Annotated in this window: 28 protein-coding genes; 18 read left to right on the top strand and 10 right to left on the bottom strand. The window is 61.4% G+C overall.

What is annotated here, in order from left to right; translation table 11 throughout:
- The first annotated feature begins 44 nt into the window (after positions 1–44).
- Entirely contained in the window at positions 45–1,139 is a 1,095-nt protein-coding gene (locus RTQ83_RS17830; protein ID WP_312517306.1) for a hypothetical protein, read from the top strand.
- On the opposite strand, the gene RTQ83_RS17825 is transcribed toward RTQ83_RS17830, so the two are convergent.
- The 4 genes from RTQ83_RS17825 to RTQ83_RS17810 all read right to left on the bottom strand — a co-directional run bounded on the left by RTQ83_RS17825 (position 1,130) and on the right by RTQ83_RS17810 (position 2,630).
- Positions 1,130–1,606, bottom strand: a complete 477-nt coding sequence (locus RTQ83_RS17825; RefSeq protein WP_312517303.1) for a hypothetical protein — start codon at positions 1,604–1,606, stop codon at positions 1,130–1,132. The genes RTQ83_RS17830 and RTQ83_RS17825 overlap by 10 nt on opposite strands.
- Entirely contained in the window at positions 1,606–1,917 is a 312-nt protein-coding gene (locus tag RTQ83_RS17820; protein ID WP_312517300.1) for a hypothetical protein, read from the bottom strand. Before RTQ83_RS17820 ends, RTQ83_RS17825 begins: the two co-directional genes overlap by 1 nt.
- Positions 1,918–2,110: 193 nt before the next feature.
- Complete coding sequence (locus RTQ83_RS17815) at positions 2,111–2,269, bottom strand: HNH endonuclease signature motif containing protein (protein WP_312517297.1); 159 nt, start codon at positions 2,267–2,269, stop codon at positions 2,111–2,113.
- Between the two features lie 142 nt (positions 2,270–2,411).
- Positions 2,412–2,630, bottom strand: a complete 219-nt coding sequence (locus tag RTQ83_RS17810) for a hypothetical protein (RefSeq protein WP_312517295.1) — start codon at positions 2,628–2,630, stop codon at positions 2,412–2,414.
- A 230-nt stretch (positions 2,631–2,860) separates the two neighbouring features.
- Between RTQ83_RS17810 and RTQ83_RS17805 the strand changes: the two genes are divergently transcribed.
- Entirely contained in the window at positions 2,861–3,598 is a 738-nt protein-coding gene (locus tag RTQ83_RS17805) for a PEP-CTERM sorting domain-containing protein (protein WP_312517293.1), read from the top strand.
- Between the two features lie 176 nt (positions 3,599–3,774).
- On the opposite strand, the gene RTQ83_RS17800 is transcribed toward RTQ83_RS17805, so the two are convergent.
- The gene (locus tag RTQ83_RS17800; protein WP_312517291.1) at positions 3,775–4,377 is read right to left on the bottom strand and encodes a hypothetical protein; all 603 of its coding nucleotides are present in this window, start codon (positions 4,375–4,377) and stop codon (positions 3,775–3,777) included.
- A 222-nt stretch (positions 4,378–4,599) separates the two neighbouring features.
- On the opposite strand from RTQ83_RS17800, the gene RTQ83_RS17795 reads away from it, so the two are divergent.
- Together RTQ83_RS17795 and RTQ83_RS17790 are read left to right on the top strand one after the other, a co-directional pair.
- Positions 4,600–4,905 carry a hypothetical protein gene (locus RTQ83_RS17795; RefSeq protein WP_312517289.1) on the top strand — a complete coding sequence of 102 codons (306 nt, stop codon included), beginning with the start codon at positions 4,600–4,602 and terminating at the stop codon, positions 4,903–4,905.
- A 370-nt stretch (positions 4,906–5,275) separates the two neighbouring features.
- Positions 5,276–5,836: a hypothetical protein gene (locus RTQ83_RS17790; RefSeq protein ID WP_312517287.1), complete on the top strand. Its 561-nt coding sequence runs from the start codon at positions 5,276–5,278 to the stop codon at positions 5,834–5,836.
- A gap of 48 nt (positions 5,837–5,884) precedes the next feature.
- Here RTQ83_RS17790 and RTQ83_RS17785 read toward each other — a convergent pair whose 3' ends face one another.
- On the bottom strand, positions 5,885–6,244 hold the full coding sequence (locus RTQ83_RS17785; protein ID WP_312517285.1) for a RusA family crossover junction endodeoxyribonuclease: 360 nt from the start codon (positions 6,242–6,244) through the stop codon (positions 5,885–5,887).
- Positions 6,241–6,675, bottom strand: coding sequence for a nuclease domain-containing protein (locus tag RTQ83_RS17780; protein ID WP_312517283.1), 435 nt, complete (start codon positions 6,673–6,675; stop codon positions 6,241–6,243). The genes RTQ83_RS17785 and RTQ83_RS17780 overlap by 4 nt, the downstream gene beginning before the upstream one ends.
- A 103-nt stretch (positions 6,676–6,778) precedes the next feature.
- Between RTQ83_RS17780 and RTQ83_RS17775 the strand changes: the two genes are divergently transcribed.
- Positions 6,779–7,192, top strand: coding sequence for a hypothetical protein (locus RTQ83_RS17775; RefSeq protein ID WP_312517281.1), 414 nt, complete (start codon positions 6,779–6,781; stop codon positions 7,190–7,192).
- 100 nt (positions 7,193–7,292) lie between these two features.
- Entirely contained in the window at positions 7,293–7,628 is a 336-nt protein-coding gene (locus RTQ83_RS17770) for a hypothetical protein (protein ID WP_312517279.1), read from the top strand.
- 7 nt (positions 7,629–7,635) lie between these two features.
- Here the strand turns inward: RTQ83_RS17770 and RTQ83_RS17765 are convergent, their stop codons facing one another.
- From RTQ83_RS17765 to RTQ83_RS17755, 3 genes are all read right to left on the bottom strand, one after another.
- Complete coding sequence (locus tag RTQ83_RS17765) at positions 7,636–8,556, bottom strand: DNA cytosine methyltransferase (RefSeq protein WP_312517277.1); 921 nt, start codon at positions 8,554–8,556, stop codon at positions 7,636–7,638.
- A 207-nt stretch (positions 8,557–8,763) separates the two neighbouring features.
- A complete protein-coding gene (locus RTQ83_RS17760) occupies positions 8,764–9,489 on the bottom strand; it encodes a phage antirepressor KilAC domain-containing protein (RefSeq protein WP_312517276.1) in 726 nt (241 codons plus the stop codon).
- A 17-nt stretch (positions 9,490–9,506) separates the two neighbouring features.
- The gene (locus RTQ83_RS17755; RefSeq protein ID WP_312517275.1) at positions 9,507–9,773 is read right to left on the bottom strand and encodes a hypothetical protein; all 267 of its coding nucleotides are present in this window, start codon (positions 9,771–9,773) and stop codon (positions 9,507–9,509) included.
- A 313-nt stretch (positions 9,774–10,086) separates the two neighbouring features.
- Here RTQ83_RS17755 and RTQ83_RS17750 point away from each other — a divergent pair, with 313 nt between their 5' ends.
- The 12 genes from RTQ83_RS17750 to RTQ83_RS17695 all read left to right on the top strand — a co-directional run bounded on the left by RTQ83_RS17750 (position 10,087) and on the right by RTQ83_RS17695 (position 14,944).
- Positions 10,087–10,593: a hypothetical protein gene (locus RTQ83_RS17750; protein ID WP_312517274.1), complete on the top strand. Its 507-nt coding sequence runs from the start codon at positions 10,087–10,089 to the stop codon at positions 10,591–10,593.
- Between the two features lie 7 nt (positions 10,594–10,600).
- On the top strand, positions 10,601–10,738 hold the full coding sequence (locus RTQ83_RS17745) for a hypothetical protein (protein WP_312517273.1): 138 nt from the start codon (positions 10,601–10,603) through the stop codon (positions 10,736–10,738).
- 5 nt (positions 10,739–10,743) lie between these two features.
- The gene (locus RTQ83_RS17740) at positions 10,744–10,926 is read left to right on the top strand and encodes a hypothetical protein (protein WP_312517272.1); all 183 of its coding nucleotides are present in this window, start codon (positions 10,744–10,746) and stop codon (positions 10,924–10,926) included.
- On the top strand, positions 10,923–11,312 hold the full coding sequence (locus RTQ83_RS17735) for a hypothetical protein (protein WP_312517270.1): 390 nt from the start codon (positions 10,923–10,925) through the stop codon (positions 11,310–11,312). Before RTQ83_RS17740 ends, RTQ83_RS17735 begins: the two co-directional genes overlap by 4 nt.
- Positions 11,313–11,406: 94 nt before the next feature.
- Positions 11,407–11,532, top strand: a complete 126-nt coding sequence (locus RTQ83_RS17730) for a hypothetical protein (protein ID WP_312517268.1) — start codon at positions 11,407–11,409, stop codon at positions 11,530–11,532.
- Positions 11,529–11,711 (top strand): hypothetical protein, encoded by a 183-nt coding sequence (locus RTQ83_RS17725; RefSeq protein ID WP_312517266.1) that lies wholly within the window; start codon positions 11,529–11,531, stop codon positions 11,709–11,711. The genes RTQ83_RS17730 and RTQ83_RS17725 overlap by 4 nt, the downstream gene beginning before the upstream one ends.
- The gene (locus RTQ83_RS17720; RefSeq protein WP_312517264.1) at positions 11,711–12,391 is read left to right on the top strand and encodes a DUF551 domain-containing protein; all 681 of its coding nucleotides are present in this window, start codon (positions 11,711–11,713) and stop codon (positions 12,389–12,391) included. The genes RTQ83_RS17725 and RTQ83_RS17720 overlap by 1 nt, the downstream gene beginning before the upstream one ends.
- Before the next feature lie 2 nt (positions 12,392–12,393).
- The gene (locus tag RTQ83_RS17715; protein ID WP_312517424.1) at positions 12,394–12,792 is read left to right on the top strand and encodes an HNH endonuclease signature motif containing protein; all 399 of its coding nucleotides are present in this window, start codon (positions 12,394–12,396) and stop codon (positions 12,790–12,792) included.
- A complete protein-coding gene (locus RTQ83_RS17710; RefSeq protein ID WP_312517262.1) occupies positions 12,789–13,781 on the top strand; it encodes a hypothetical protein in 993 nt (330 codons plus the stop codon). The genes RTQ83_RS17715 and RTQ83_RS17710 overlap by 4 nt, the downstream gene beginning before the upstream one ends.
- Positions 13,774–14,448 carry a hypothetical protein gene (locus tag RTQ83_RS17705; RefSeq protein ID WP_312517260.1) on the top strand — a complete coding sequence of 225 codons (675 nt, stop codon included), beginning with the start codon at positions 13,774–13,776 and terminating at the stop codon, positions 14,446–14,448. The genes RTQ83_RS17710 and RTQ83_RS17705 overlap by 8 nt, the downstream gene beginning before the upstream one ends.
- On the top strand, positions 14,445–14,630 hold the full coding sequence (locus tag RTQ83_RS17700) for a hypothetical protein (RefSeq protein ID WP_312517258.1): 186 nt from the start codon (positions 14,445–14,447) through the stop codon (positions 14,628–14,630). The genes RTQ83_RS17705 and RTQ83_RS17700 overlap by 4 nt, the downstream gene beginning before the upstream one ends.
- 44 nt (positions 14,631–14,674) lie before the next feature.
- Positions 14,675–14,944, top strand: coding sequence for a hypothetical protein (locus RTQ83_RS17695; protein WP_312517256.1), 270 nt, complete (start codon positions 14,675–14,677; stop codon positions 14,942–14,944).
- Positions 14,945–14,955: the final 11 nt, after the last annotated feature.

Raw genomic sequence — 14,955 nt, 5'->3', positions numbered from 1 at the left:
ACACTGAGAACTGACGATCAATACGCATTCGAGCGGGGTTGGCCATGGAAACTAAGACATACAAATATCGGTTGATATTTCAATTTGCATATAAAGGAATTATCAACGTTCCAGATGCCGCCGAACCTTATCTAACACAACTGGAGTATGGCCAAGATGATGGCAATTCCATAATTTTGCGAGCGGACGGAAAATCATTCCATGAGGCAAAACAATTTAAATTAATGCGCGGAGGTTTTCCATCGCCTAAAGAAGCATGGGAAGAGGCTAGAGAATGCTTGTTAGCACTGTCTTTAGTTGCAGCAGAACTTGGATTAGGGTTCAAAGCTGGAGATATAAACGTCGGAGAATATGAGCCTGCTAAAGCACTACCTGGACAGGACACGATATTTAGCAAGAATACTTTTTCTGACCAAGAGAGCAAAAAGAAAACTCGTGCAGTACCTCATAAGTTAGGGATCACAATAATCGAAGAGCTAGATAAGACACATGGAATAACCAGCATAAAGATGAGCGCCCAAATCGCGCCATTTTCCCTCACGCCAGCAGGTCTAATCAGCGCGATGTGTCTTATGGCAGACCAAGAGCCTCGAATTGATACACGTAGTTCGCTAGCACTTGAAATTTATCATCAATCTTTCTTTGAGCAATCCCGTACCGCATTTTTGATGCTAATACAAATGCTTGAGACTCTCAGTGCAACGATGGAGCGATCGCCTAAAGTCATTGCATTTATTGAGTTACTTAGGAGTGAAACCATCCAAGAGAGCAAAAAAGCAAAGTCAGAACAGAGGGATGCTGATCACCAGTCGCTAGAGCGGATCGCAAGCTCACTCTCGGACTTGAAGAAAGAATCAATAACTCAATCAATAGTTAAGTTAGCTGAGGAATGTTGCAGCAAGAGTTTCATAGATGGCGGGAGCGTGGCATCGCTGATCAGAAAATGTTACAAGATACGCGGGTCATTGACTCACAAAGGAATTACAGGTGTTTCCGAAAAAGATTTTTTAAACTATCTTGCTGGGTTGCGCAATGTATGTCGCGAAATCCTTTGGGTAAAGATGCGCTTTGCAAAGCTCAATTTACATCCTGATGACATTTCACCAACAGTTATTAACTCTGATATGACTCAATTTTGATTATTTCTCATCCGACCAAGCCTGCACTGCCTTTGCATGGCGCGCAGAGCACTCGGCATACTGGCGCAGCAGCTCGGTCGCCCATTTCTGCCGGCGTCGAGGTCGGCCGCTGCAGAGCGCTCCACCGGTGGGCACCAGTAGTCGTGGTCGGCGGAGTCCCGATCATTGCCGCTGCGCTCGTAGATGCCGACCGGCAGCGTGCTGATCGCGCCGGCAACCAACGACATGCAGCCGTAGGCGGCCGACACGCGCATGCCGGTCTCGGCCGTCACCTGTGATCCTGACGACGACCGGTGCGCGGCGCCAATCAGGTTGGCCAGCTCGCTCATGGTGAGGCTGCCGCTGGAGTTCTCGCCCAGGGCGACAACTCCGGTGCGCTCGGCGGCGCCATCGCGACCGGCGATCCAGGAGTCGAGCACGCGCGAGCGGTGCTGGTTCGCCTCCAGGTTCAATAGTTGTCCGGTCATCAAAAGTCCAATACGTAAATTTCCGGCGCGGCTGCCCCGACGGGGTTCAGCGCCATCAGCGACACCGCGCTGAATGCGGACATCAGTGGGTCGATCTTGGCCTTGCCGGAGGCCTGCTTGGTGATCAGGATCGCGTTGCCCTTGTCCTCGACGCGGGCATTGCCGACGCACCAGACCATCATCGGCCGGCCGCCGTGCAGCAGCTCGCGCCCGGCCACCTTGCGCTCGGTGTCCTTGATCGCACCATTCAGGCGGTAGCCCTGCGAAATAGCGATGATTTGCTTCATCTCGATGCCGCGTTCGGCGGTCACTGCCCGTGCTGCCCATGCGACTGGACAGGTAGAGCCAATCGACACGGACAGCGTGCCGATCAACGGTCACACCGGCGGCTTTCGCGACTGCCTCGATAACAAGCGCCTCCAGCCGCTTGCCGTCGAGGACCGCGTGATAAATGGTCTGGTCTTGCCGTTTCGTGCTGACCTTGATCGATCCCATCCATCCTCCTCACGCACGCTGCCTCGCCTCGCGCGCCGACTTGGCGTCATGGCATGGCTGACACAGCGTTTCCTTGTTGTCGTCGTCATCCGTGCCGCCGTCGGCAAGCGCGATGATGTGGTCGACTGGATAGCCGACGGTGGTGCGGCCCTCACGCAGGCATTGCATAGGCCGCAGTCACGCTCGCGGATGCGCTTGCGGTCCAGCACGCCGGCATAGCCGCGCTTGCGCTCGACCACGCCTGGCCTCTCGGTGAGCGTGGGCAGGCGCGCGCCGGCGGACTGCAGGCGCGTCTTCAAGGTGGTGAGCTTCATGGCTTGGCCGGCACCAGAGCGGCGACCTCGTGCAGCAGCAGGCCCGGCTTGCCGTAGCCCTTGGCCTGCAGGATCTCGGCGGCGCGCTCGGCCTCGACCAGGCGCGCGCAGATGCGATCGAGAGCGCCGGTGTTGGTGACGCTCCGGGTGATGGCCGGCGCGCGGCCGGTGACGGCGCGGACGATCTGCTGGCGGTAGCAGGTAGCGGTGGTCATGCTGTCGCCTGGTCGCGCTGGCGCTGCACCGTATAGCGCAGCCATGCCAGCTCGTCTTCAACACTGATGGGCATAGCTGACCTCGAAAAAAGAAAAGCCGCCCGGCGCATTGCTGCGAGGGCGGCGAGAGCTTGCGCCTGCATGTCCAGCAAGCTCCGTGAAATATAGAAACTGAGGAATCTATGCAATGTGGATGTCGAATAAATTTACACCACATCTCACGACGGTATTTGCAAAACAGGCAACGTCATGATTTTAAAGAAACTTTTCTTCATGGCATGGAAAATGCTTTGTTCGCGACGCAGTCCATGCCCATAACGAAAGTAAAAATGCTTAATAAAATACTTGCAATTGCAGTAGGCGCCGTCCTGTCGTTCAACGCCAATGCTGGATACACCCAATACAATATCACTGGCCCAATGACCGGGCATTTCATCCAAAACGATGAAGACCAGTCGATAGCGTATTTCGACCTTAGGGTTCCAGTTAAAAACTATCCAAGAGAGGAGCCGTTCGCACTCTCTCTCTGGCCTACGTTCGTTGAGGGGTCCACAAACCTGACTGATGCCAGCACTTACTTTGGTTATGGTGGCCCTACGAATTTCAAAGTCTATAGTAACTTTGCAGGTGACCAGTTCACAAACTTCGGCATCACATTTGCACGCGTAGATGGCGGAAAGTTCTCGTACACTGCGAGCTATGACAGCTCCATTTTTGGCTGCTATGACACGTGTGATTTCGAACGCTTCTCTGGCACCCACAGTGGCCTCATCACCGTTGGCACTGTACGACCAGACTTGGCAAGCCAACTAGATCAGATGGGTGGCCATTTCGAGGGCATTAACCACATTATCCCGACCTTTATTCCTGCTAACGAGGTGCCGGAGCCTAGCAGTATTGCATTGTTAGCACTCGGTGCTGCAGGAATGCTCCGCCTGACCCGGAAGCAGAAAAACAAAGCAGTGTGATCCAGGCCCGCTAAACAGCGGGCTTTTTTACAGACGAGCGAAAGCACTCAATGTTCTTGATGCTGTTGCAAGTTCCGGTTATCGGTGGCGCCAATGCGCGCATTACGAGGCCGGAAGAATGACGAACTGCAGTTTACAACAAATTGCTGTACGTATACACAGTGTTCAGCAATAAATCATGCGGGCTGTGGGGTACGCATCTTTCGCGCTGCCCGCGCGGCATGGCTGCCGGCAATGCCGTGCAGCTCGCTCACCATGTTCAGCGCGTGCTCGCGCACGAAACCGGCCGGCATCTGCAGATCGGGGGCGGCGCTATCGCTGAGCCAGTGTGCCAGGGAGTGCTCGGCCACGGTGCGGTACAGCTTGATCGCGGCCGCCGCATCCCATGCAGTGTTCTCGGGAACCCAGCGGCGCGCCCGGCCGCGCTTCGTCACCTCCGCAGTCCACAGGCGCAGCAGCTGCGCCAGGTGGGCAACGCCACCTTCGATCACGGTCGCATCACCCTGCAGCGCCTGGCGGCACTCTGCTTCGCGGCTGGTGTCCTTGTTGCGCACCGCCTCGAGCAGCTGCTTCTCGATGTGGTCGCGCACGGCAAGCGCTTTCGCCAGGTCCTGCGATGCGGTGCCGGCGTATTTTGCACGGTGTAGCAGCGCGCCGAGATCACCCGGAACGGCGGAAGCCAGCGCCGACGCCAGAAACGGCTCGGCCTGGTTATGGCGGGCATTGTCCTGAAGGCTCGATGCGCTCAATGCATGGATGTAGCGGTCAACGAACCCCATGATTTAATGCTCTCTGCAAGACGACCGGGCTAGCGTAGCATATGCCACCAAGAAATTTCCGAATTGAATTATTTAATTTTGTCATTCGAACTCATGAGGCTTTTTGCACACATCACCTCTTTTGCTACTAGGCGTCTATCGAAGTTTGATCTAGGTCAAGGAATTTGCTAGAACTTTTGATAATTTGTTAACGCCAATTCCGGCAGACTGAGGGAGAGAAAAATGAAAATCCAAACATCGACCGCTGTGACACCAGATGCGATCGCTGAAGTTGAGCAGACCTTGCGGGAGGTCGGAGCGAAGCACGGGCAGGATAAATTCTTCCGCAAGGACGAGCGGCTGGAAATCACTACCGATGCGTCCGCGCCATCAATTGACGAGTTGTCGAAAAGCGCCTCTCAAGACACTAAGCCAATGGGCAACCCAGTCTGCGATATAGCGTATGCCGAAGCAAAAAAAGCTTGTAAGGGGAATACCCTTTGCCTGATCGCTGCAGCTCTCGCTTATGAGGCGTGCAACGAGCTGTGACTCGTAAGCGCGTGCTCTATGCTCACCGGCGCCTTTCATCAGAGGCGTGGTGAGCCTTCTTCGCAGATGAATCGTCACACTTTCAGGCAGCCTCCGCACCGGCCGTCATCACCTCCACCAGCGCGCCGGGCGTCTCCGAATCCCGCTTCTCGATGTGGATGCGCACCACCTAGGCGTCGTCACGCCAGATGCTCCAGTTATCACCGCCCCTTGGTCCGTTGAAAAACTTTACATTGCTCTTTCCATGGGAAGCATGCCGCCTTTTATGTTGCTTATTGGAAAAGGTAATTATCAATTGGCATGAACCTTGCCTTAAAGTCGCGGAGTGACATTTACTCGGTCTACCATAAATATAATTAGGGAATCTCTGATGATCTTTAATACTCTTCGCGCTTCACTCATGGCAGCAACCTTAACGCTGGCCGCAGCTCTGCCTGTCCAAGCCTCAATGCTAACGTGGAATCTATCCGGCGTTCAATTTGACGATGGTACGATCGCCACTGGTTCAATCAAGATGGATATTTCTGAGCACGCTTGGAAATTCGACAGTTTTAGCTTCTCAACCTTTAACGGCGCCGTAAGCGGGTACACCTACGACAACAACAGCAACATTTACGATACTTCCATCCGTGGATCCAATGGTTTCTACTTGATCACTGAGGGCGGTGACCGTTACTTCAACTTTGCATTTACTGCGCCGTTGGCCATCGCTGGAGGCAAATTCGCTATCGATACCGCAAACAGCTATGAGTGCATGAACTGTTCACCGTACCGGTTTGTCACAGCTGGGTCGCTGACTACGATTGACGCTGCTGAAATCCCAGAACCTGGCACGGGCGCCCTCCTGCTCCCTGCTCTCGCCATGATGGGATGGATGGCGCGCGTCGCAAGCACCGGGTCGCCAAGTAAAACTCTCGGGCGCTACCGTTAAGCGGCGCCCATTCCTTTCTATGCCTGCGCGGCTACCTCGCGCCACTTTTCAGGCAGCCTCCTTCATTTCCGTGATGACGATGCGCACCAGTCCGCGGCGCACGACCTCGCGGCGCACCAGGTGCAGCTCGTCGATCTGCTCGTCGTCCAGCCACACGCCAGCAGCCGTCAGCGCGTCCTGCAGCGACTTGGCGCGGTTGTCGATGTCCTGGCGGCGCCGGTCAGCCGGGTGGATGGCGGCGAATAGCGACACGCGCCCGAGCAGCGGCTCGACCTGGGCGGCGGCTACGATCTCGGCCACTGCGACGCGGAATGCAATCCCGGCCGGCTTGATGTATTGCCCACCACGCGGGCGCTGGCCATAGTAGTGGTTGATCGTTGGAGGGATGGGTAGAGTCAGGGTGATCAAGCGGCAATTCCTTCGAGCTTCAGTTGTTCCTGGGTGATGGCGGTGGCGCGGTCGAACGTGTCTTCCAGCTGCTGGCGCGTCATCCAGCCGGGCAGCGGGCGCCGGCCGTCGAGCACGTCGTGGCAGTCGCTACAGCCGAAGCACGCCGCGCTGTCCGGAGCCTTCAGGCCCATGCCCTTTCCGTCGGCCAGGCGGTTGGAGTGGCACAGGACGGTGGTTGCCGGGTCGCGGTTGCAGACGCCAGGGATCATCCGCGTGCAGTCGCGGCGGCGTGCGCCGTGCCGGGCTGGCGTCGACTTGGCGCGCGACTTCTTCATCGGCTTGCGTGCTTTCGGTTCCCGCTTGAGCGGGAATGTGGCCTTGGCCTGCACTGCGGCAACGCGCAGCAGGCCGGCGCCGGCGGCGGGCGCCTTGAAGCCGGTCCGGCGCATCGGAGTGTTGCGCGCGAGCGGCTTGCCTTACTTGAGGGTGCCAGTGCGAGAAATTGGAGTTCGCATCATGTTATGATGCCTTTCTTACAACTAGGAGGCTGAAGTGGAAATCACGAGCGAATACCTGCAATCGATCTATAAGGAGTTCGAGATATTTTTCAGGGCTATACAGGACGCTGACGGTCTGTGGCACGTCGACTTCCAAGTCTTCCTCGGCAATAGAAAGATCGACGGTGCGATTTCGCCCCAGACGTTTCCTACGAAGGCAGCGGCCGGAAATGCCGCGCTGGGATATGCAATAGCAAGTGCGGAACAGTGGCGCCTCGCCTTCGAGCAAAAGCAATCTCCGATCGGAGACGTGATACTTGTATGGGGCGTGCTTTACCGCTTTCCATCTGCTCAGGCTGCAGCCGATGCCCGCCAATGGCTCGCTCATACCAACGCGACGCATGAGCAGTTTGAAGCGAAGTACCGCGAGTTCCAAATCTCCCTCCCGCGGCACGGACTCGATTACTAGTTTGAAGAGACAGCCGCTTCTCCAGGAAAGTGCGGTCGTGCCAGTGCGGGCGATGGGGGTGCGGATCCATGCTACGATTCCTTTTTGATAAGGATCTGTGTTGTACGACACCCCAGAAGCTCGGGCGAGAGCGCGGCAGGAGTGCGAAGAAAAGGGGGAGGCCTGGGCCCGAGCTGCCGTTTCGGACTTCGTACCTGGACTCCAGGTCCATTTCCGCGAGTGGCTCGAAGAGAAGAGCCAAGAAGCGGCCACTCGCAGAGAGCAAGAGCAGCGCAGGCAGGCCCAGGAGGCCATCGACGCTGCGCGCGAGTCAGCGCTGGTGGCAAGAGACGCCGCGGAGGCATCAAAACTATCTGCGAAGTGGACGATGATCGCAGCGATCATTGCCGGCCTGAGCGTGCTCGTCACACTAGCGCAAGCCGTATTCCTTTCGTAAGCAGTGCTCATGCAGCCCCCAGCATCGCGGCAATCACGTCGCGCGCGGCTGGCGGGCACACGGCGTTGCCGAGCATGTGGACAGCCTCAGCGTGCTTGGCCGGCAGGATGTAGTCGGCCGGGAATCCCATCGCCGCTCGGCATTCTTGGGCGGTCAGCATGCGCGTGCGCTCGCCGTCGACCACGCCCCAGCGGTCCTTCGTTGTAATCGTGCCGAGGGGGCGGCTTAGGCAGCGGCCGGTCAGGCCAGAGCCGCCACCGTAGTAAGGCATCACGAAGCGGTCGCCGTGCGCGCTCCGGCCGGCCTGTACACGGCGCAACGTCGCGGCGGCGCACCCAGGCTTCTCGATCGGCTGCCATTTGCCAGCGCCGAAGTCGATGATGCTGCTGGCGGGGACGTGCGCGCGCTTCTCCAACTCGAGCATGATCGGGTGCTTGGCGCGGGTGGCGATGATGAACAGGCGCTCGCGGTGCTGCGGCACTCCGTGGTCGGCCGCGTCGACCAATGTTGGCGTGAGCGCGTAGCCCAACGCGTCCATCGCCGCGCACCAGGCCGGGTACAACGCCCAGCGGGTGAACTCGGGCACGTTTTCGATCACGGCGAACGCCGGGCGGTGGTATTCGACCGCCGAGATCACAGCCCAGGCGATCGAGCGGCTTGCGTCGTGTTGCGGATTGCCGTTGGCTTTGCCACGGGCCGGGCTATGCCCTTGGCAGCACGGTGACGCCAGCAGCAGGTCGTGCGCCGGAACGTCGCGCCAGTTCGCCTGCTGCAGGTCTTGGCACAGGTGCGCGGCGTCAGGGTGGTTTTGCGAGTGGATCTCGACTGCGGCACGCCAGTGGTTGGCAGCGAATACGACTTCGATTCCGGCCATGGTGGCGCCGGCGCTGAATCCGCCGAGGCCGGCGAAAAGGTCTGCTGCTTTCACGCTTTCTCCAATTCTTGTTGTTGTTCCTGCTGCTGCGCCACATACCGCGCACGCGGCGCCCTGTCCTTCGCTTCCTTGAACAGCACGCCATCTGGCCGTTCCAGGGTGTTGGGCGCGCCCACACGACGCACCAGCCGTGACCTGGCGGCAGGTTGGCGCGGTCCAGCGTGAAGCGCTCGCACATGGCGCAGGGGTCGTGTTCGCGGGTCATGCCGCGATCTCGGCGCCAGCGCGCTGGCGCAGCGCTACCTGGTGCTTTGCCCATTCGCCCGCGATCCAGGTCACGCCCTTCGGGGTGAAGCGCGCAGCGTTGTAGGCGTGTCGGCTGACCTGGGCGGTGCCGGCCTTCACGCAGAAGCGGCCAGCGTCGATGTGCTGCGCGTGCGGCATCAGCTCGCCGGACAGGCGGTAGAAGATCTTCGAGTCGAGCAGGAAGTCGCGGAATTCGTTCTCCTTCGCGTTCAGCAGCTTGGCCACCTGGCGGAAGCCCTTCGTGCCGGTCGAATCGGCGTAGCGCTCGACGAACTCCACGGCCGGCGCGGCGGCGGCCAGCTGCTCGGCCTGGGCCGCGATCACATCCTGCGGGTCGGCGGCCAGGCGCAGCGCCTCGGCGAATGACTGGGGCAGCGCTGGCGCCGGCGCGGCGGCCTCCAGCTCGATCCAGCGGTCGATGATCTTGGCGCGCAGCGCGGCGCTGTAGCCGGAGATCACGATCAGGCAGTCGCGCTTCGCCAGGTCGTAGACCATCGTCGGGCGGCCGCCGGCCACGCCGGGCGCCTGCAGGCGGGCGGTATTACGACCAAGTCGTAAAACCTCTTCGTTGATCAGGCGCTCGATCGTCGCGATGACGTCGTCGTGGCGCGCTTCGCAGATTTCGGCGATCTCGCGGCTCGACATCGTCGCTTCGGCGCCAGGGGTGTGCAGTGTCAGCATGGTGCGTCTCCTTGTGATCATGGGTTCGGGCCGCCGCGGCGCGCAGCTTCGGCGGCGCGGATCCGAGCGTCGTATTCGTCGTAGCTTTCGTCGGTGCCCTTCGGGTCCATGCCCTGGGGCTTGCGTACCTGGATCGGTGGCGCTGGCTTGCCGTACGACTGGGCCGGCGCGGCGGGCGGGTTCATCAGGTCGCGGACGATCGGCACCAGGTAGTTCGGCGCGATCTTGACGGCCGGGCGCTTCTGCTCGCGCGCCGTGGCGACGGCGGCATGCAGAACCTCCATCGGGACCTTCTGGGCTACCCAGTCCAGCACTGCCGGGTGCGTGAATGTCGCGCTGACGCCAAGCTTTCGCAGTGCGACAGACAGCGCAATTGCCGGGTCCTGGCTTTCGGCCGACTCTTCGCGGGGCGGCATCGGCGCGGCTCGGGGGTGGTCGGGTTCGTCAGCCTGGTCATCGACGACGACAGCGGCGGCGGCAGCCGGCGCGCCTGCGCTGTTGCCGTCGTTGTTCGTCTCTTCTCTACTCTCCTCTTCTCTAGGCGTGACTTGGTATGACGTGGCGTGACTTGGCGTGACACCAGCATCAGAGCCAGCATTGGCACTGTCACCGGGCATGGCCCAGCAATACGACACCGAGTACCTCAGCCAGGCAATCGACGAAGAGATCGAACTGGCCCTGCTCGACAAGAAACTGAAAGGCCTCAAGCCGCGCAGCCTCTACTTCGACGTGCCGGTGCACCAGAAGGTGGCGCGCGGGTCGCTGGTCGGGATGTATGGCGGCCTTCATTCGGTCGACCTGCCGCGCTACCGCCGCAACCCGCGCGACGCCGGCGAGCTGGCGATCCGCCGCGGCGTGAACGTGAAGCACGACCACGACGACTACAGCGTCTCGGCTTCGTACGGCAGCAGCCGGCGCGCGGTGACCGAGTTCTACGGAGCGCACCCTGATGTTGCTGCCGCCACCATGGCCGCGATCACCCGCGCCGCGATCCAGATGTTGGTCGAGCAGCGCGAGGAGATGCGCGAGGAGATGCGCGACCTGAACCCTACCCGCTCGAAGTCGAGCCGCCAGCCCCGCGCCCGGGCAAAAACGAAAGAGTGAGGACGACATGGTCTACCGCATCACCATCTGCACCGAGCCGGGCGCCGACTTGATCACGTACACCGCCATTGGCGAGCGCAACGCGCTTCAGGACGCCGCCTACGACGACGGCGCCATGGGCGTGTCGGTGATCCTCGAAGGCTGACGATCATGCGACAGACGAGACGCCGCGCCTGGCGCGCGCCCAGCACCGACGACCAGAGCCTGGTAGAGCAGGACCGCCAGGCCGTGCGCGCCTATCGCGGCAACCGCGGCTCGCCGCGCTACTACCGCGACCTGAAAGCGATCGACGACAAGACCCCATCCACCCAACCGGACGACACGAAAAAATGAATATGACCGCCAGCACGCAAGCACCGGCGCCAGTGACGCCGCGGCGCCGTTTCGATGACCACGCCCTGCCCGATCGTCCGCTCGAATGGGACGACGAAGGCACGCCGCTCGCATCGACCACCTTTGTGTATCCGTACCGCCCGCGCAATGAGCAGTTCAAGCGCTGGGCTGACATCCGGACGGAAGAGCACCTGCTCGACGTCCAGGCAGCACCGGAGCGCTACGAGCTGCGCATCCTGTTCACCGTCCCGGTTGAGTATCTGGCCCGCGCGCCGCTGGCGCACGTCGCGATGGCGCGCACGCGGTTGGACACCATCCAGCGCGCGGCCGGCGCCGCCATCGCCAACATGCGCGCTGTCGCCTGCGAGCTCAAGGAGCTGTCATGAGCGAGCACCAGCTGCGCGCCATCTGGCGCAACACGATCGCCGTACTGGCCTGGGTCGCCGCGTGCACCACCGCCATCGTCACCGGGCTGCCGCAATGATTCGCCGCATCGCCCAGGCGCTGGTGTTTGTGCTGGCCTTCCTGATCATCGTGGCCGAGATCCAGAGCGCCGACGACGCAGCTGCAGCGTGCGCGGCGGCCTTCTACGGAGCGCGGCCATGACCTTCGAACGACTGCGGGTCACCTACCAGAGCGATGAGCACATGGCCCGCGCCCTGTTCAACCAGGTGGCCGAGCTCCAGGCAATGCTGGCCCTGGCGGAAGCCCAGCGCGACAAAGTGAAAAACAAACTGGCCGGCCCGGTGCCGCGCCGCACATACCGACTGGACGAGGAAAAGTGATGAACAACGAACAAACCACCAAACCCAGCAGCACGCTGACGGATGAGCGGATCGAAGCTATGTATTTTGACGCTGTGGTACAAGCGGAAAATGCTGAAGATACCGATCATAAAAGCATCATTTCCCGCTTCGCCCGAGTCATCGAGCGTGAGGTCGCGGCACAAGCCGGTCATGTAGCGGTGCCGGGCGATGATCAGTGGATATTCGATCTCGCAGCAAATTACGAAGTGGGCGGTAAAGGTCTGTATGGACCATGTACGTTCAGCGCGGAAGGTCTGTCGAAGTTCGCGCATGCTGTTCTCAGGTCGTCAGCAGTAGCACAGCAGGCGCCAGAACAAGCAGAGCCGGGCTGGATCAGTGCCGACGAGCGGCTGCCGGATGGCGGGTACTGCCTGGCTACCTACCGCGACCGCGCCGGTAAGCTGCGCATCATCCGCGCCAAGTATGTGCGCCAGTATGAGGTGGAGGCGTCCGGCGACGAGTGCGGCGGCCAAAGCACGGAATACAACGAGGCCTATGACACCGAATACCTGAAGGCTGGCTGGCTCGAATGCATCGACAACTGGGGCGAATACTCCAGCGTGTACGTCTGCGAAGGCGAGGTCACGCACTGGCGCCGGCTACCGCCCCTGCCCGGCGCCCAGGCATCTACACCAGACGTGCGGGAGAGCGCATCGTGAGCATGCGCCTGACGAAAGCGCAGCGCGCCAGCGTGCACGCCAAGTTCGGCGGACGGTGCGCGTACTGTGGCTGCGAGCTGTGCGCGCGCTGGCACGCCGACCACCTGTTGCCCGTCGAGCGGAAGCTGGAGCTTCGCGGTGGTCGCTTGCTCTCCACCGGCGAGCTGCACAAGCCCGAGAACGATCGCCTCGACAACTTCATGCCCGCATGCGCGCCGTGCAATCTGAGCAAGCACAGCATGCCGCTGGAGGGTTGGCGCCAATGGCTGGCCGGCCACGTCAACTCGCTGAACCAGTACCACCCGATTTACCGGCTCGCCAGGGCCTACGGTCTGATCGCCGAAACCGGCGCGCCGGTCACCTTCTACTTTGAGCGCCACGGCGCGGAGAACGCAGCATGACTACCACCCCTACCGCATCCCCTGAACTGCCGGACCTCGACCGCGAAGTCCTGCGCACGCACGCGCGCCGCGTTTTCGAGCAGCGCCATGAAGTTGACGACACGGCCATGGATAATCTCATCGACGATGTGCGCGGCGTCGCTGCTCGCCGCGCCAAGCCAGAGGGCGAAGCGCCGCAAGCCGAGCATCCTATGATCGCGGCGGTGCGCGGGCTGGCTTGGAAATGGCACTGCGATGCGGCGAACGCCGGGTTTGCAACGAGCGAACCAGCGGTAGAACTGTTCGAGTTGCTGGAAACCGACCCAGCCGCCCAGCCTGCAGAGAGCGACGCTCAGTCTGCCAATGACGAATTGAGCGACGACGACAAGCGCCTGGTCGAACGCGGCATGGAGCGCTGGGGCACGGGTATTGCCGGTGAGTGCAGGCTTCCGCCGGCCGACTGGCACTGCACCCGCGCCGACGGTCATGAAGGCCCGTGCGCTGCCCATCGTGCCAAGCTGGAATATGGTCCAGACAACCCGCCGCGCCTGCGGAGACCAGACGAGAGCGTAGCCGACTACCGCATAGCGATGGGATGGGCCAAGCCGGACGAGCGCGCCCAGCACGCCGCAGCACCTGGCGCGCTGGACGGCTTGCGGTTGGTGTCAGAGCGCGCGACCCCGGAAATGCTCTTGGCCGCAGGCTACCGGACCACCGCAGAGGGACTTTCCGACACTGGACACCGCGCATGGGATCGACTGCTCGCCGCCGCCCCTAGCGCCCCTGGCACACAGGAAGCGCCGCGCTACGCCTTCATTGGCATTGACTGGTCGACCGACTACCTGACCGAGCAGCGCGCTGCCATGCGTGACACTGCCGCCCAGCTGGTAGAGAACGCCCAGGAAGGAAGCCTCCAGGCTGACACCGCTCGCGCCATTCGTGCGCTGGATGCGCCCCCGCGCGCCGCCCAGTTCAACGGCGGCCAGGGAGAGGCTGCAAGCCATGGCTGATACCGAACGCGAAGCATTCGAGGCGTGGCATCGCAGCAAATTCGCGACGAGGCATTCGACGGGCCAGCCCACGCGCGACATGCACAACGGAATTTACGCTGGGCAGTATGGGCCGGCACACCAGCAGCAGATGTGGGAGGCATGGCAGGCCAGCGCCCTTACTTCTCGCCCGCGCGTCACGCTGGACCCAGCGCTGAAGGCGGCGCTCGACGCCGCCGCGAGGACTGGCGCCACGTCGGCAGTGCTCCCCGGAGGCGAATCCGTGTTCATCAATTGCGGCCACGACTATGGCGACAACGCGCACCTGGAGTGCACCGCATGCGGCGGCTCGGGCCACATCGACGACCAGCGCGCCGCCCTTGCTTCTCGCCCTGCTGAGGTGGACGACGAAGGGCTGCCGCCTTTGCCGGCGCCGATGGCGCGCATCTATGCTCAGAACGGCTACCGGCACGCCAGCGTGCTGCCAGGACTAGGCAAGCCGCTGTTCACCGCCGAGCAGTACCGCCAGGGCCAGCGCGATGCGGTGGCGGCGGATCGGGCGAAGGTGGATCGGGACATAGGTCTGCTGCGCGAAGCGCGCGCCGCACTGGAAACTTGGAAGGACGTGGCGCCGGCCGTGAGCCTGCACGCCGATATCGACAAGGTCCTGGCTGGAGGCGGCCGGTGATCCTAAACAGCATCCAGCACACCGCGCGGCACCAGCACCAGTGCGCCGGCTGCGGCCTGACCGTGCACAGCGGCGAGCGGTACGTGCGCGCCCAGGTGCCGGACGGCGGGCGCGCGGCAAAGGCCGCATTCCACAGCAACTGCTACACCCGACTGGCCGCCAGCGCCAACAACACCAAATAGGTAGGCGGGCCTGTCCGCCGAAATCGGAAACAGAAAGGCAAAAAATGCGAACTGAATTCTTGCTTCTTGCAATCTACAACAAGCCGCGGCTCAACATCGACGAAACCTGCCAGGTGCTCGGGATGAGCACGGCAACCGGCTACACGCACCGCTCGCTGGGTAGGTTCCCAGTGGTCATGTCGGGCAGCCCATTGACGGCCGACATCCGCGACGTCGCCGAGGCTTTGGACGAGCTGCGCGAGCAGGGAAAGGCAGCGTCGACGCAGCGGATGGTAATCCCCCCATTTTTAGAGCGCGCTAAAAGTAGAGGTTAAGCGGCAAGGGC

The organism is Massilia sp., from assembly GCF_031995545.1.
GTDB lineage: Bacteria > Pseudomonadota > Gammaproteobacteria > Burkholderiales > Burkholderiaceae_D > Telluria.
Note: the sequence above shows the minus strand (reverse complement) of the source record. Positions and strands in the feature narration are given on the sequence as shown.